9 protein-coding genes are annotated in these 14,310 nt (G+C 65.6%); all 9 read left to right on the top strand.

The window, feature by feature from the left end; genetic code table 11:
* Nucleotides 1–13: 13 nt before the first annotated feature.
* Nucleotides 14–2,713, top strand: a complete 2,700-nt coding sequence (tssH, locus tag ACZ5YA_RS17460; RefSeq protein ID WP_280015775.1) for a type VI secretion system ATPase TssH — start codon at nucleotides 14–16, stop codon at nucleotides 2,711–2,713.
* Between the two features lie 14 nt (nucleotides 2,714–2,727).
* Nucleotides 2,728–5,430, top strand: coding sequence for a type VI secretion system Vgr family protein (locus ACZ5YA_RS17455; protein ID WP_464090965.1), 2,703 nt, complete (start codon nucleotides 2,728–2,730; stop codon nucleotides 5,428–5,430).
* A 19-nt stretch (nucleotides 5,431–5,449) separates the two neighbouring features.
* Nucleotides 5,450–6,421 carry a DUF4123 domain-containing protein gene (locus ACZ5YA_RS17450; RefSeq protein WP_118931412.1) on the top strand — a complete coding sequence of 324 codons (972 nt, stop codon included), beginning with the start codon at nucleotides 5,450–5,452 and terminating at the stop codon, nucleotides 6,419–6,421.
* Nucleotides 6,418–9,273, top strand: coding sequence for a T6SS effector BTH_I2691 family protein (locus tag ACZ5YA_RS17445; protein WP_251879127.1), 2,856 nt, complete (start codon nucleotides 6,418–6,420; stop codon nucleotides 9,271–9,273). The genes ACZ5YA_RS17450 and ACZ5YA_RS17445 overlap by 4 nt, the downstream gene beginning before the upstream one ends.
* Before the next feature lie 18 nt (nucleotides 9,274–9,291).
* Nucleotides 9,292–10,026 (top strand): putative type VI secretion system effector, encoded by a 735-nt coding sequence (locus ACZ5YA_RS17440; protein WP_124260332.1) that lies wholly within the window; start codon nucleotides 9,292–9,294, stop codon nucleotides 10,024–10,026.
* A 91-nt stretch (nucleotides 10,027–10,117) separates the two neighbouring features.
* Nucleotides 10,118–11,044, top strand: a complete 927-nt coding sequence (locus ACZ5YA_RS17435; RefSeq protein ID WP_464090964.1) for a DUF6708 domain-containing protein — start codon at nucleotides 10,118–10,120, stop codon at nucleotides 11,042–11,044.
* A gap of 83 nt (nucleotides 11,045–11,127) precedes the next feature.
* The gene (locus ACZ5YA_RS17430; RefSeq protein ID WP_059371271.1) at nucleotides 11,128–11,826 is read left to right on the top strand and encodes a glutathione S-transferase N-terminal domain-containing protein; all 699 of its coding nucleotides are present in this window, start codon (nucleotides 11,128–11,130) and stop codon (nucleotides 11,824–11,826) included.
* A 210-nt stretch (nucleotides 11,827–12,036) separates the two neighbouring features.
* Nucleotides 12,037–13,383 carry a c-type cytochrome gene (locus tag ACZ5YA_RS17425; RefSeq protein WP_059371272.1) on the top strand — a complete coding sequence of 449 codons (1,347 nt, stop codon included), beginning with the start codon at nucleotides 12,037–12,039 and terminating at the stop codon, nucleotides 13,381–13,383.
* On the top strand, nucleotides 13,376–14,284 hold the full coding sequence (locus ACZ5YA_RS17420) for a c-type cytochrome (protein WP_464090963.1): 909 nt from the start codon (nucleotides 13,376–13,378) through the stop codon (nucleotides 14,282–14,284). Before ACZ5YA_RS17425 ends, ACZ5YA_RS17420 begins: the two co-directional genes overlap by 8 nt.
* The last annotated feature ends 26 nt before the right edge of the window (nucleotides 14,285–14,310 follow it).

Genomic DNA, 14,310 nt, shown 5'->3' with positions numbered 1-14,310 from the left:
GACGACCTGGAATATGGCCACACCCTTGAAGACCCTGATTGGAAAGCTCAACCAGACCTGCCGCCAGGCGGCCGAGCGTGCCGCCAGCCTGTGCATGGCCCAGGGGCACTATGAGGTGGACCTGGAGCACCTGTTCCTGGCGCTGCTGGAAAAGCCCGCCAGCGATTTCAGCATCGTGGCGCGGCGCAGCGGTATCGAGGCTTCGGTGCTGGAAGCGGACCTGAATGCCGAGATCCGCGGCTTCAAGAATGGCAACACGCGCACGCCGGTGTTCTCGCCGCATCTGCCGCGGTTGTTCGAACATGCCTGGCTGATCGCTTCGCTGGACACGCAGACCACGCGCATCCGCTCCGGCCATCTGCTGCTGGCCTTGCTGACCGAGCCCGACCTGGCCCAGTTGGCGCGCCGCGGGTCGCGTTTGTTCGAATCGTTCAGGCTGGATGAGCTGAAGCATGATTTCACCGCGTTGACGGCCGGCTCGGAAGAGGCGGGCCAGTCGGTGGCGTTGGGCGACAGTCCGGCGGGCGACGCAGGGCAGGATGGCGCGGCTCCCGCTGCCGGCCTCTCCAAGACGCCGGCGCTGGACCAATACACCGCCAACCTGACCGAGCGCGCGCGCGAAGGCAAGATCGATCCGGTGATCGGCCGCGATGCCGAGATCCGCCAGATGATCGACATCCTGACGCGCCGCCGCCAGAACAATCCCATCCTGACCGGCGAGGCTGGCGTGGGCAAGACCGCAGTGGTCGAGGGGCTGGCGCTGCGCATCGTGGCGGGCGACGTGCCGCCGGCGCTGGCGGGCGTGGCGTTGCGCACGCTGGATATGGGCCTCTTGCAGGCCGGCGCCAGCGTCAAGGGCGAATTCGAGAACCGCCTGAAGAACGTGATCGACGAGGTCAAGCAGAGCTCCACGCCCATCATCCTGTTCATCGACGAAGCCCACACCATGATAGGCGCGGGCGGGCAGGCGGGGCAGAACGATGCCGCCAACCTGCTCAAGCCGGCATTGGCCCGCGGCGAGCTGCGCACCATCGCCGCCACCACCTGGAGCGAGTACAAGAAGTACTTCGAGAAGGACGCCGCGCTGGCGCGCCGCTTCCAGGTCGTGAAGGTGGAAGAACCCAGCGAGGAGCTGGCCGCGAGCATGCTGCGCGGCATGGCGCCGCTGATGGAACAGCATTTCGGCGTGCGCGTGCTGGACGAGGCCATCGTGGCCGCGGCGCGCTTGTCGCACCGCTACATCAGCGGCCGCCAACTGCCGGACAAGGCCGTCAGCGTGCTGGACACGGCCTGCGCGCGCGTGGCCCTGGGCCGCAGCGCTACGCCGGCGCTGATCGACGACGCGCGTCATCGCCTCGCGCGCCTTGAGACCGAGCGCGCCGCCTTGCGCCGCGAAGCCGCGGCGGGCGCGGCGCAATCCGCGCGCCTGCGCGAGCTGGATCAGGAAATGGACGCCACGCGTGCCGCATTGACGGAAGCGGAATCGCGGCTGGCTCAGGAAAGCGAGCTGGTCAGGCAGATCCACGCGCTGCGCGAGGAATTGGAGGCGGCGGGCGTGGAAGCCGCGCCGGAGCCCGCCGGCAAGCGCCGCTCGGGCAAGGCGGCCGAGCCAGCCGCCACGCCGGGACAGGCGCAATTGGCCGAACTGCAACAGCAACTACGCGCCTTGCAGGGCGAAGCGCCGCTGGTGCCGGCCTTCGTGGATGCGCAGGTCATCGCCGAGATCGTGTCGGCCTGGACCGGCATCCCGCTGGGCCGCATGGTCAATGACGAAATCCGTACGGTGCTGGAACTGCAGCCCTTGCTGGCCGAACGCGTCATCGGCCAGGACCATGCCTTGCACGCCATTGCGCAACGCGTGCGCACCGCGCGCGCCGGTCTGGAAGACCCCAACAAGCCCAAGGGCGTGTTCCTCTTCATTGGTCCGTCGGGCGTGGGCAAGACCGAAACCGCGCTGGCCGTGGCCGACGTGCTGTATGGCGGCGAACGCAAGCTGGTCACCATCAACATGAGCGAGTACCAGGAGGCCCACAGCGTATCGGGCCTGAAGGGCTCGCCGCCGGGCTACGTGGGCTACGGCGAGGGTGGCGTGCTGACCGAGGCGGTGCGCCGCCAGCCCTACAGCGTGGTGCTCCTGGACGAGATCGAAAAAGCCCATCCCGACGTGCTGGAGCTGTTCTTCCAGGTGTTCGACAAGGGCGTGATGGACGACGCGGAAGGCCGCGAGATCGATTTCCGCAACACGCTCATCATCCTGACCTCCAACGTCGGATCGTCGGCCATCATGCAGGCCTGCCTGAACAAGAGCGCCGAGGAACGGCCCGACCCCGAGGCCTTGCAGGAACTGTTGGCGCCGCAGCTGTACAAGGCCTTCAAGCCCGCCTTCCTGGGCCGCATGAAGACCATCGCCTACTACCCGGTGGACGACGACGCGCTGGCCCGCATCATCGCACTGAAGCTCGGCCGCATCGCGCAGCGCGTCCAGGCCAACCACCGCGCCGTGTTCGAATGGGACGAGGCGCTGGTGGAGGCCGTGCTGGCGCGCTGCACCGAGGTGGATACCGGCGCGCGCAACGTCGACCACATCCTGAACGGCACGCTGTTGCCGCAGATCGCTGAACAGGTGCTGGGCCGCATGGCGCAGGGCGAGGCCATCGCCCGCATCCGCGTGACCGCCGGCAAGAACGGCGATTTCCGTTATCGCCTTGCCTGACGCCGGAGCCCGACATGCCCATGGATAATGCCGGCCTTTCCCGAATGTCGATCGCGTCGGCAGACCAGGCCAACCGTTTGCTGGACCTGCGCACGCCGCTGGGCGCGAACCGGCTCGTCGCGGAAACGCTGTCCGCCACGGAAACCCTGTCGGAGGGCGCGTTCCGGCTGGAACTGACGGCGCTGTCGGACGATGCCGGCATCCCCTTGTCTGAACTGCTGGGCAAGCCGGCGACGCTGCGTCTGCAGACCGCGCTGGGCCGCGAACAGCCCCGTGTCTGGAATGGCTACATCATGGCGGCCGAGTTCCAGGGCGCCAACGGCGGCCTGGCGCGCTATGGGCTGACGCTGGAGCCCTGGCTCGCCTTTCTGCGCGCGCGCCGCGACAGCTTCGCCTATCAGGACAAGACGGTCATTGAGATCGTCGACAGCGTCTTCGGCGACTACAAGGACCAGGGGGGGCTGGCGCCGCTATGGCGTTGGGTCGTGAAGGACCGCGCCGCCTACCCCAAGCGCAGCCTCACCGTGCAGTACCGCGAAACCGATCATGCCTTCGTCGAGCGCCTGCTGGCTGAAGAGGGCCTGTTCTACTGGGTTGAGCACGAGGCCGGCGAAGGCGACGGCAGCCATACGTTGATCATTGCCGACCACAACGGCGCCTTCCAGCCCGGCCCGCAGGCCAGCGTGCGCTTTGCGCGCGCCGACGTCACGGAGACCGAGGACAGCATCCAGCAATGGAGCCGGCGCGCGCGCTGGCAGACCAATGCGGTGCGCATGGCCAGCTGGGACTACCGCAGCGCCCAGGCCAGGCCGGTGGCGGCGCAGGTCGATGGCGGCGCCGCGAAGGGCGCGATGGATCTGGTCGTCAACGACTATCCCGGCCAGTACGCGTACGAGGACAGCGCGCAGGGCGAGCGCCTGGCGCACATCGCGCTGGCCGCGCTGCGCGCGGGTCAGGACAGCTGCGAAGGCGCGGGCACCGTGCGCACGCTGGCGCCGGGCCAGCGCTTCGAGCTGACCGGGCACTACCAGCAGGGCGGGGCCGCCTATGTGGCGATCGCCGTGCGGCACGAGGCCCGCAACAACTTCGACGAGGACCTGGGCCGCGCCGTGCGCGACGCGCTGGGCGAGACCGGTCCGCAGGCAGCCGACGCCGACTTCTACCGCAATGCCTTTACCTGCATCGGCATCGACACGGAATTCCGCAAGGCCACGCGCGACGGGCACGGCGAGCGCCTGCATCCGCGGCCCACCGTGTACGGCGCGCAGACCGCGCTGGTGGTGGGCGCCGAGGCGCCGGTGCATACCGACCGCGACCACCGCGTCAAGGTCCAGTTCCATTGGCAGCGCGGCAAGGCCTCCAGCAGCCGCCTGGAACATCCTTCGGGTGACGAGAACGCGCCCGCCAAGGACGAACTTGGCACGTGGGTGCGGGTGGCGGAGTCCGTGGCGGGCGGCGACTGGGGCGGGAATTTCGTGCCGCGCGTCGGCCAGGAAGTGCTGGTCGAGTTCCTGCACGGCGACATCGACCGCCCCGTGGTGGTGGGCGCGCTCTACAACGGCGCAGGCGCCGAGGACGCCGCGCACAACCAGGTGCAGGGCGGCGCCGCCAACGCCACCGGCAACGCGCCCGCCTGGTTCGCGGGCGGCGCCGACGGCCATGCGCACAATGTGGTGATGTCCGGCTTCAAGACGCAGGCGCTGGCCAGCAGCGGCCAAGGCACCGGCGGCTACAACCAGCTGGTGCATGACGACACGCCCGGACAGTCGCGCCTGACGGCGTCGACCACGCAGGCCGAAAGCCGCCTGAACCTGGGCCATATCAAGCAGCAGCGCGACAACGAAAGACTGCAGGACCTGGGTCACGGTGCGGAACTGTCGACTCGCGAGGCCGTGGCGGTGCGCGGCGGTTCCGGGCTATTGATCAGCGCCGACCTGCGCGGGAACGCCGAGGGCGCGCTGCTGGACAGCTCGGAAGCGGCCAAGCAGATTGAGCGGGCGACGCGTTCAGCGGAGGAACTGGCGCAGGCGGCAACGCGCCAGAAGGCCGTGTTGGAAGGCGATCCGCAAACGCTGCCGGCGCAGGACGCCCTGAAGCACGTCCTGGAGGTGATCGACGCCAAGCAGGACGCGCCCGAGGGCAAGCCAGTTGCCGCCTACAGCGAACCGCAGCTCCAGGTGAGCGCGCCCAGCGGCATCGGCCAATACACACCCGCCGACGCATTCCTGGCGGCCGGCGCGACGCTGTCGCAGGTGGCGCCGGACGTCAACTGGATCAGCAGCGCCAACCTGGCGGTAGGGGTAGTCGGCGGCGCGGTGTTGTTCACGCTGGGCCGCAAGGCGTCTGGCGACAGCCCGGTGCAAGGCCAGGGACTGCTGCTGCATGCGGCGGGCGGCAAGCTGCGCTTGCATAGCCAGGACGCCAAGATGACACTGTCCGCCGAAAAGGCGGTGACCTTTGCCTCGGCGCAAGCTGCCGTGAAGGTGCAGGCCGCCAAGCGCGTCTTGGCGACCGCGGGCGGCGCCTATTTGCGGGTGGAAGGCGGCGGGATCCAGCTGCACGCGCCGGGGAAGGTTGAGTTGAAGGCGGGTGTGCATAACTGGGCGGGGCCGCAAAGCGCGCCCTTGCAGCTGGGGCTGCCGGAGGGCGACTTCGAAGGATGCCAGCTGAGAATGCAGAGCGCGGCGGCTTCGGGCGCGGCGGCGGTTGAACTGTAGCGGCCAGGGGCGGACAGATATGGGGCCATTCACATCGGACATTCAACTGGGAGAGGCGCTGCAACGGCTGGCGGCGTCCCATGGGGAGTCGCGCTGCTGCTTGCTGCTTGATCCGCTGTTGCGGCCGCCTGAGGAAGATTCCGAATGGCTGGGCCTGGCCGATGAACTCGATGCGCGGACCACTTCGGTCCGGCTTGCGCATCGGAATGTCGATTCCAAGGCTTGGCCGCGGCTCGTCTCGCTGGATCTGGCGCGCGCCTGCGACGCCGATATCAGCCGGGTGGCGGCAGGCATGGCGATCCGGGATTGGACGCCGGAATCCTTGCGGTTGGGCCTGGGGCGCCGCATCGGCGGCTGGATGTTTGGCGCAACGGATGCTGCGGCCTTGGCGCACCACCTGGGCCGGGCCATGCTGCAATCGCGGCCGGACGGAGGCCGCTCCCTGTTGCGCTTGCAGGATCCCGCTGTCCTGGATCTGGTATGGAACCTGGCGACTCCAGGGCAGCGCCAGGCATTGCTGGGGCCGATGCACCTGTGGGTGACGGTCGACCGGTGGGCGCGCCTGGCGAGCTATGGCAATGGCGCTGAGCCGGTGCCCGGCCTTCGGGATATCGGTCCGCTTCAGTTCGACTCAGACCAATGGAGCCGCATTGAGACCTCTGCCGCCATCAACCGCGCGTGGCGCGTGGTGGCTGGACAGGCTGCGGCCATTTCAGACGAAACATTGGCGCAGGCGGCGGCATGCGTGCGGCGCGGGGCGGCCAGGGGATTGCTGGATCCGCGCGACTGGGAGGCCATGGCCATCCGCGCGCTTACGGCGCACCCTGCATTCGATCAGCATCCCAGGCTGGCCGCGCTACTGGATGCCCGCGAGCCGGATGTCGGCTTTGCCAGGCTCGTCATGGATTTGACCGAGGCGGACTGGACGGCGATCGCCCGCGATTGCCGGCAGTCGCGCCCGGCGCATCACCAAGTTAGGGAAGAAGAATGAGTACGGCTTGCAATGTGTGCAAGGCAGGCGGCCTGCCGATACTGCCGACGCGTTACGCCGTGGTGCCCGCGGGGTTTCCGGCGCATGCGCTGGACGGCGTAAGCGGCGAACGCGTGAAGGACGTGCCGCTGGATAGCGAACAGTACAAGTACGTGACCCGCACGCTGCGCATGGGCTTTCTCTACCTGTTCTACGAGAAAGGCCCGCAGGGCGCCAACTACTGGGAAGTCTATTCCGTGACGGCCGACGGCATGCTCTGGCGTTGCGACGACGCGGACAGCGCCCGGTTGCAGCCCGCGATGAAATGCGCGAACCAGGGGCACAATGGGCTGCGCATGCATTACATCGTCATAGAGAAGCCGGAACAGTGCGGCAAGGTGTGGCTGGCCTATAGCGAACATAAATGGAGCCCGCAGACCCGCGCTCGCTATGAAAAGCAGGAGCACCGCGCATCGCGGATGCAGGCGATCGAGCCCGCCGTCTGGGCGCAGGGCCGCTGCGAGGCCAAGAATCACCAATCCATACTGGCCGTCGAGTCGAACTTCAAGAAGATCCTGGAATACGGCGACCACCAGTTCAGCGGATTGACGGGCGAGCCGCCCTGGCTTCCGTACACCGGCCTCGATCGCCAGCGCAAGTTGAGCAATGTCGACGGGTCTTTCGACGAAACAACGCTGAAAGAGCAATTCACGAAGACGCCCTGGTATCCGCGCAACCGGCCGCTCGGCGGCCTTGTGGATAAGACGCTTGAGCTTTTGCTGGCGCAGATGCTGGATAAATGCGGCGATCCCACGATGGGCGTCAGCTATTGGCCGATGAGCTTGGCGCTGTGGGACGCCATCGGCATCGCCGACGAGCTCAACGGATACTGCAATGACGCGCTGGGTGCGATGGCGCGGTATGGCGAGGAACGTGCGCTGCAGATTACCGCGGCCAGCAACATCGAAGGCGCCAAGGCGGCGCTGGAGAACAAGGCCGACGACGCCGCAAGGCGCACGGCCGAGGCCGTGCAACTGGGGCAGCGGGGCGGCAACCGGCACTACGAGGTGATGCGCCGCAACCAGGTCATCAATCAGCACGTGCCGGACATGAAGGGCAAGCAGGCATTCGCCGGGCTGGAGAACGAGCGGTCCAATGGCGTGATAACGGACGCCGAGTACCACAGCCGCCGTCGCGTGCTGCTGGACCAGTACGTCCCGGCGGCCAATAGAGCGCAGGCAGAGGCGGATTTCAACGCCTATGACGCGGAGATCGTGCAGGCGGACGAGACGCGCGCCCGGAATCTGGAAAATTATCGCAAGGACCAGGTCGCGCATGCCTGGGATCGCTACACCGACAATGTCGATTGGGACAAGCTGAATCGCTTCAAGAGCAACTACGAGAAGTTCCAGGAGATGGCGACTACGCTGGCAAATACCAGGACAGTGGAACTCATCAAATGGCTGGAATGGGGCCTTCTGTTCGATACGCTGGAGGACTATAGCGAGGAAGTCGAGGATGACGGCCACGAGTTCATTGAAGTGGTCGGCGACCTGATCGAAGGCATCGGATCCAGCGCGGCGGGAGCCCAGTATCTCAAAACCTTGGTGGAAGAACGGCGTGACGCAGGGGACAGGAAGTCCCTGTTCTGGCGCGCAATCGCCGCAAACCAGAAGCAGCTCAAGCCTGCGGTGACGAGCGCCCTCGATGAAGCCGTGAAGGGCAAGGAAACGCCATTGCCTACGGGGCTCGGTGTCGTCGAACGAGTGCTCAGCAACCTGAAAACCTTCTCGGGGTATTACAAGAGGGCGGTGTCCCTGGTTGGTGAAAGCAAGGTGGAAAAGCTGGGGCCATTGCCGCGCGCTTTGAAAAATGCCGGCATCGACAAGCTGATGATGACGGTGGGCGATACGGCTTTCCGCTGGTTGCAGCTGAACCGCGTAAGCGATTTCGTCGGTGAGAAGATCGTCCAGAATCTCTTTTTGTTGTCCACGGGCATCAGCGACGCCGACGCCTTGGCGCTGGTGAGAGAACAGGCCCGGTCCGAAGGCGTGGCGCGGCAGGTCGCGCTACAGCGATTGCGGACTGCGCGCACTTTCCTGGAAGCCAACGAGGCCATCGCCAAGGAACCCAGCCACAAAGTGCTGCGGGACATGTGGGGCAAGATGCGGCCGGCTACTGGGCGCAACGGGGCTACCACCATGCGCATTACGGTGGTGGTGGGATTGATTGAAATTTGGAACTTCAAGAAGCTCATTTCGGCGACCGACAAGACGGCTACGACCTATGCAAAGCTGGTCGCGTCTACGGCCACCTTGAGCGCCGCCGTGATTGATATCGCTATCGTGCCGTATCAATTGGCGGGGAAAAAAGCATACGGATTCCAGAAATGGAAATTGGTCGGGGGGATGTTGGGCGCCGGCGCGAGTTTTATCGGTGCATCCATAGATTTCAACGAAGCCATGGAGCGCAGGGAAAAGAAGCAGTACACGCTAATGGTGCTGGTCGGCATCAAGTCGGCCATAGGCTTTGTCGCAGGCGGGGCCGCGGTGATCACGGCAATATCGACTTCTGCCTCGTTGCTGAAGATCGTGGGACGGCGCGCAGGTATGAATGTGATGGTGGTGGCTGTGGATGTGGTTGCGTCGCGGATGGCGATAGCTTCATTCGCTCGTGTGCTTGGTATCCTGGTGGGCTGGGAGATCGCGATAGTGTTGGTGGGTATTCAGCTGCTGGTCTGGTACTTCACGCCGAATGCACTGGAAGAGTGGTGTGAAACCAGCGCGTTTGGCCGTCGTACTTTCGGCAAACCTCAGGACGAACCGAAGAAGCAGGAGGAAGGCTTCGTCGCTGCTCTTGCTGATGTGACGTGATTTGATGTGAGGAATGGAATGACCAATGAGCTCAATGGAAATGTCCGAAAGATCTCTGGAAAGATCACGGAGCTGAAGAAGTCCCGTCGTAATCGGGACTTTGTCCTGAGCCAGATTGGCGGTGACGTCGGAGCGTCCGCGGTATCCGCCGCGCTGGCAGGCATGGGAGGGGCGGGTATCGCGATTGCCTCGATCGATAGTTCGGAGAGCGCCGACTTCGTGGAGTTTTCACTGAACGGCGAACCCGTTCAGGGTTGGTTCTGGCGCTTCCCCTTTCAAGAAGGGGACGACGTGGAGCTGGTCGCCGAACGTGGCGAGGGCGCCTGGAGCGCCTATGGCGTCAGGCGCGAATCGGATTCCTTGGTGGCGGTGTATCCCCACTGCTTTGAAGGGCGCAGATCCCACTATCTGTCCACGTTCCGGTTCTGGGGCATCATCGTCGCGGTGATTTTTGGATTCATGATGTGCCTGGATGCGGTGTTTGCCTTGTTCAAAGGCAAGTTCAGCATCGCGGGGCAGCTTGAGGCCTATGGCATTTATGCCATGTACCTCTTGCCGGCCTTGCTCGTCGTGTTCGGCTTCCTGGCCTGGCGGGCGGGGCGCAAGACGGAAGGCTTCGCGCATGTCGCGGAAATGATCTTCAAGGGATTCGGTTGGAGCAATCCCACTGGGATCAATCTGCGCGCAATATCCAAAACAAAGCGGCGGCAGGGCGATGGCAAGGACTACGGCCTGCGCTATTTCAGATACTGACGAGGGAAATGCCCTGAAGAAATTGCGCAGGCCTATCCACGGGCTGATACCGGTCGCGCCGCAACAGAGCCGGCGAGTTCTGGAGCGTTGAATGGATTACACGGGGTTGATACGCAAATTCCCCAACGACCGGCCGCTTGGGGACTTCGACCGCGAACACCGCTTGCAGCAGAAGAAACGGCTGGACGTACCGCTGGCGGCCGAGGGCTGCGTGGTGAAGATGAATTCCAATGCTTTGGTCTTGGTGGACCGCTGGTACGCCTACCGGGGCATGCTGGCGCTGATGGGGCTTGTCGGCGTGGCCTTCGGCGTGGGCATGATCCGGGAGTTGGCTTGGGCCCTGGTGGACGGGCTGCCCAATGAGAACGGGCTTTGGACGGCGGTTTTCATCAGCATGGCGATGGGCGCTGCGTTGGCGGCGGCGGGCGCATGGGTCGCGGGCAAGGAGATGTTCCGGTGGACCTACTATCCCATCGCCTTGGACCGCAAGCACAAGCTGGTACAAGTGTTCCGGCTGGACGGAACGGTGCTGACGGCGAAGTGGAACAAGCTCTACTTCACGCTTGGAGGAGGGGTCGACGGGTTTCAGCACCGGACCTGGGATGTCCGCGGCCTGATCCTGGATCCGGACGGCGTGACGGTCAGGGAGACATTCGCGTTCAGCTCGGTCACGTACCGGGCCGAAGATGCCTATTCCCATTGGGAGTTTCTGCGCCGCTACATGGAGGACGGGCCGCAAGCCGTGCAGGATGCGGTCTTGCATTGCGTGCCGGCCGACGGCAAGCCGGAGACCTTCGCCCTATCCAGGCAGCGCGCCTTTGCCGAGGATGCGCAAGGTCCTGGCATCCTGTCCCTGCTGATGATGCCGTTCAATTTTCTACACGCCATCATGCGCTGGGCGGTGATGCACACCAGCAAGGTGCCGACGTTTCCGCCGGAAATCGAGGCCACGCTGCAGCCAGAGCCGGAGGACGAGTATGTGCAAGATGCCTCGATGAATCCCGCGTACTCGCGCTAGGGGATTTCATCGGGCGGCGCGGCCGCCCGGATTTGCGCTAGGATTACCCCGACCTTTCCGCCCCTCCCCCTGGAGCCCCCCGCATGACCGACCTCAGCGCCTTTCCCATCACCAAGAAGTGGCCCGCCCGGCACCCCGACCGCATCCAGTTGTATTCGCTGCCCACGCCCAACGGCGTGAAGGTGTCGATCCTGCTGGAGGAAACCGGGCTGCCCTACGAGGTCCACCGGGTCAGCTTCGACGCCAAAGACCAGTTTTCGCCCGAATTCCTGTCGCTCAGCCCGAACAACAAGATCCCGGCCATCCTCGATCCCAACGGCCCCGAAGGTAAGCCGCTGGGCCTGTTCGAGTCCGGCGCCATCCTGATCTACCTGGCCAGCAAGGCGGGCAAGTTCCTGCCGGCGGACACGGCGGGGCGCTATGAGACGCTGCAATGGGTCATGTTCCAGATGGGCGGCATCGGCCCGATGTTCGGCCAGCTGGGCTTCTTCCACAAGTTTGCGGGCAAGGACTACGAAGACAAGCGTCCGCGCGACCGCTACGCGGAGGAGTCCAAGCGCCTCTTGAACGTGCTGGACCAGCGCCTGGAAGGCCGCGACTGGGTGATGGGCGACGAGTACACCATCGCCGACATCGCTATCCTGCCCTGGGTGCGCAACCTGGTGGGTTTCTACGGCGCGGGCGAGCTGGTGGAGTTCTCGCGCTTCAAGAATGTCGCCCGGGTGCTGGAAGCCTTCGTGGCCCGTCCGGCGGTGGCCCGGGGCCTGACGATACCGGCGTAGGCGATGCAGGCCGCGCGGCCGCCGTCAGGGCGGCTGCGGGCCTTGGCAAGCCCGCAGCCGGCGGGCTTGCGGCAAATCAAACAAGCCCGCAAGTTATATGCTTTTCGGTCATTAACTTATTACTGAAAGGCGTAAGCTTCCTCCATAAGCTGGACAGGCCGTACGAACACCCCGACGTGCATGCTGCCCAGCGTGCAACGGAGGGCAGTAATGAAGAGGATCGGGATCAAGGTCGCGGTGGGTCTGCTGGCGGCTGCGGGCCTGGCCATCGGCGGCGCGCAGCTGCTGACGGCAAATCGCAAGGCCGACGTGGCGGCGTCCGTCGACATCAACGACAGGCGGCTGGCCGAAGCCGGCGCCTACATTGCGCGCACGGGCGATTGCGTGGCCTGTCACAGCGTGCCCAATGGCAAGCCCTTCGCGGGCGGCCTGGCGATGCAGACGCCGGTGGGCACCATCTATTCGTCGAACATCACGCCCGACAAGCAGACGGGCATCGGCGGCTATAGCTACGCGGATTTCAAGAACGCGGTGCAGCACGGCATCCGCAAGGACGGCACGCCCCTGTATCCGGCCATGCCGTATCCCTCGTACGCCATCATGCCGGACGCGGACGTCCAGGCGCTCTACGCCTACTTCATGTCGCAGGTCGAACCGGTCAACCAACCCAGCGCGGATTCCACGATTCCGTGGCCGCTGAACATGCGTTGGCCCATGGCCTGGTGGCAACTGCTGTTCGCGGGCAAGCGCGAGTTCGCGGCCCCGGCCGGCGCCGATGAAAGGCTGGTGCGCGGCGCCTATCTGGTCGAAGGCCCCGGCCATTGCGGCGCCTGCCACACGCCGCGCGGCCTGGCCTACCAGGAGCAGGCGCTGTCCCTGGCGGACGGCGACGCCTTCCTGTCGGGCGCCGTGATCGACGGCTGGCGCGCCAAGAGCCTGCGCGGCGAGGCCCAGGGCCTGCAATCCTGGAGCGCGCAGGACATCGAGCTGTTCCTGAAGACCGGCCGCACCGACAAGGTGGCGGCATTCGGCGCGATGGCCGACGTGGTCGAGCACAGCACCCGCCATTTCACTGATGGCGACCTCGCCAGCATCGCGGCCTACCTGAAACAATTGCCCGCGGCCGGCGGCAAGCTCGCCGCCTTCCCGCCCAAGGCCGACGGCACCACCGCGTCCCTGCGCGACGGCCGCTACGACTCGCGCGGCGCGGTCATCTACATGGAGCAATGCGTCGTGTGCCATCGCGCCGACGGGCAGGGCATGCCGCGCATCTTCCCGGCGCTGGCCGGCAATTCGGCGGTGTTCGCGCAGAACCCGCAATCCATCATCCAGATCACGCTGGAGGGCGGCAGAATGCCGTCCAACGACATGGACGCCATGACGTTCGCGATGCCGGGCTTCAAGCATCTGAGCGACCGCGATATCACGGACGTGATCAATTTCATCCGCACCGGTTGGACCAACCAGGCGCCCGCGATCGGCGAGAAGGATGTCGCGCATATCCGCGAATTCCTGGCCAGCAAGAAGCCGAACATCGGCGGAGGCAAGCATGAGTAAGCACATCAGGATCGCCGCCCTGCTGGCGGCAGCGGTCGCCGTGGGCGGCTGGACGGCCGCCACGGCCGAACCCGAGGCCGCGGCACCAGGCGCGCGCAGTACCTTTCCGGTGCTCGACAAGGACGGCAAGCGGCTGCCGGACTACACCATCCCGCCCGACACCCAGATCGCCGCGCAGCCCAACGCCGAGCAGATCAACTACGGCAAGCGCCTGCTGACCGAGACGCGCCGGCTGCTGCCGCAGAACACGGGCGCCAGCCTGAACTGCAACAGCTGCCACGTGCAGGGCGGCAAGAAGCCCATGGGCGCGCCTTACATCAACACGGTCAACACCTTCCCGCAGTTCAATCCGCGCGCCAACCGGGTGGTGACGCTGGAGGACCGCATCAACGGCTGCTTCATGCGTTCGATGAATGGCAAGCCGCTGGAAAAGGACTCGGCCGAGATGAAGGCCATGATCGCCTACATGAAGTGGCTGGCCCAGGACGTACCGCACGGCGCGAAGGTGCAGATCGAGAACGCCTGGCCCATCGACACCAAGCTTGTGCCCGACCCGGTGCGCGGCAAGAGCCTGTACGCGGCCCAATGCGCGTCCTGCCACGGCGCCAACGGCGAAGGCAAGCGCGACCGTTCCGGCGACATCGCGTTCCCGCCCCTGTGGGGCGAAGAGTCCTTCAACATCGGCGCGGGCCTGGCGCGCACCTACAAGGCGGCTGCCTTCATCCGCAACAGCATGCCGATGGGCGTGAATACGCATGGCAGCTGGGGCGAGGGCGGCGTGCTGTCCGACCAGGATGCGGTGGACGTGGCCGAGTACTTCACGCACATGCCGCGCCCCGACTTCGCCGGCAAGGACAAGGACTGGCCGCAGGGCAAGAAGCCGAAGGACGCGCGCTACTGAAGCGTTGCGGCCCAGCCTCTACAATC

The sequence above is a fragment of the Achromobacter sp. JCM 18799 genome (genome assembly GCF_055395645.1).
The sequence above is the reverse complement of the archived record's forward strand: the minus strand, read 5'-3'. Positions and strand labels throughout refer to the sequence as shown.

Excerpts from the sequence above, each read along its gene's own strand:
- ACZ5YA_RS17440 (WP_124260332.1), top strand. The coding sequence starts at position 9,292 with ATGACCAATGAGCTCAATGGAAATGTCCGAAAGATCTCTGGAAAGATC.
- ACZ5YA_RS17450 (WP_118931412.1), top strand. The coding sequence starts at position 5,450 with ATGGGGCCATTCACATCGGACATTCAACTGGGAGAGGCGCTGCAACGG.
- ACZ5YA_RS17455 (WP_464090965.1), top strand. The coding sequence starts at position 2,728 with ATGCCCATGGATAATGCCGGCCTTTCCCGAATGTCGATCGCGTCGGCA.
- ACZ5YA_RS17435 (WP_464090964.1), top strand. The coding sequence starts at position 10,118 with ATGGATTACACGGGGTTGATACGCAAATTCCCCAACGACCGGCCGCTT.
- ACZ5YA_RS17430 (WP_059371271.1), top strand. The coding sequence starts at position 11,128 with ATGACCGACCTCAGCGCCTTTCCCATCACCAAGAAGTGGCCCGCCCGG.
- ACZ5YA_RS17420 (WP_464090963.1), top strand. The coding sequence starts at position 13,376 with ATGAGTAAGCACATCAGGATCGCCGCCCTGCTGGCGGCAGCGGTCGCC.
- tssH (WP_280015775.1), top strand. The coding sequence starts at position 14 with ATGGCCACACCCTTGAAGACCCTGATTGGAAAGCTCAACCAGACCTGC.
- ACZ5YA_RS17445 (WP_251879127.1), top strand. The coding sequence starts at position 6,418 with ATGAGTACGGCTTGCAATGTGTGCAAGGCAGGCGGCCTGCCGATACTG.
- ACZ5YA_RS17425 (WP_059371272.1), top strand. The coding sequence starts at position 12,037 with ATGAAGAGGATCGGGATCAAGGTCGCGGTGGGTCTGCTGGCGGCTGCG.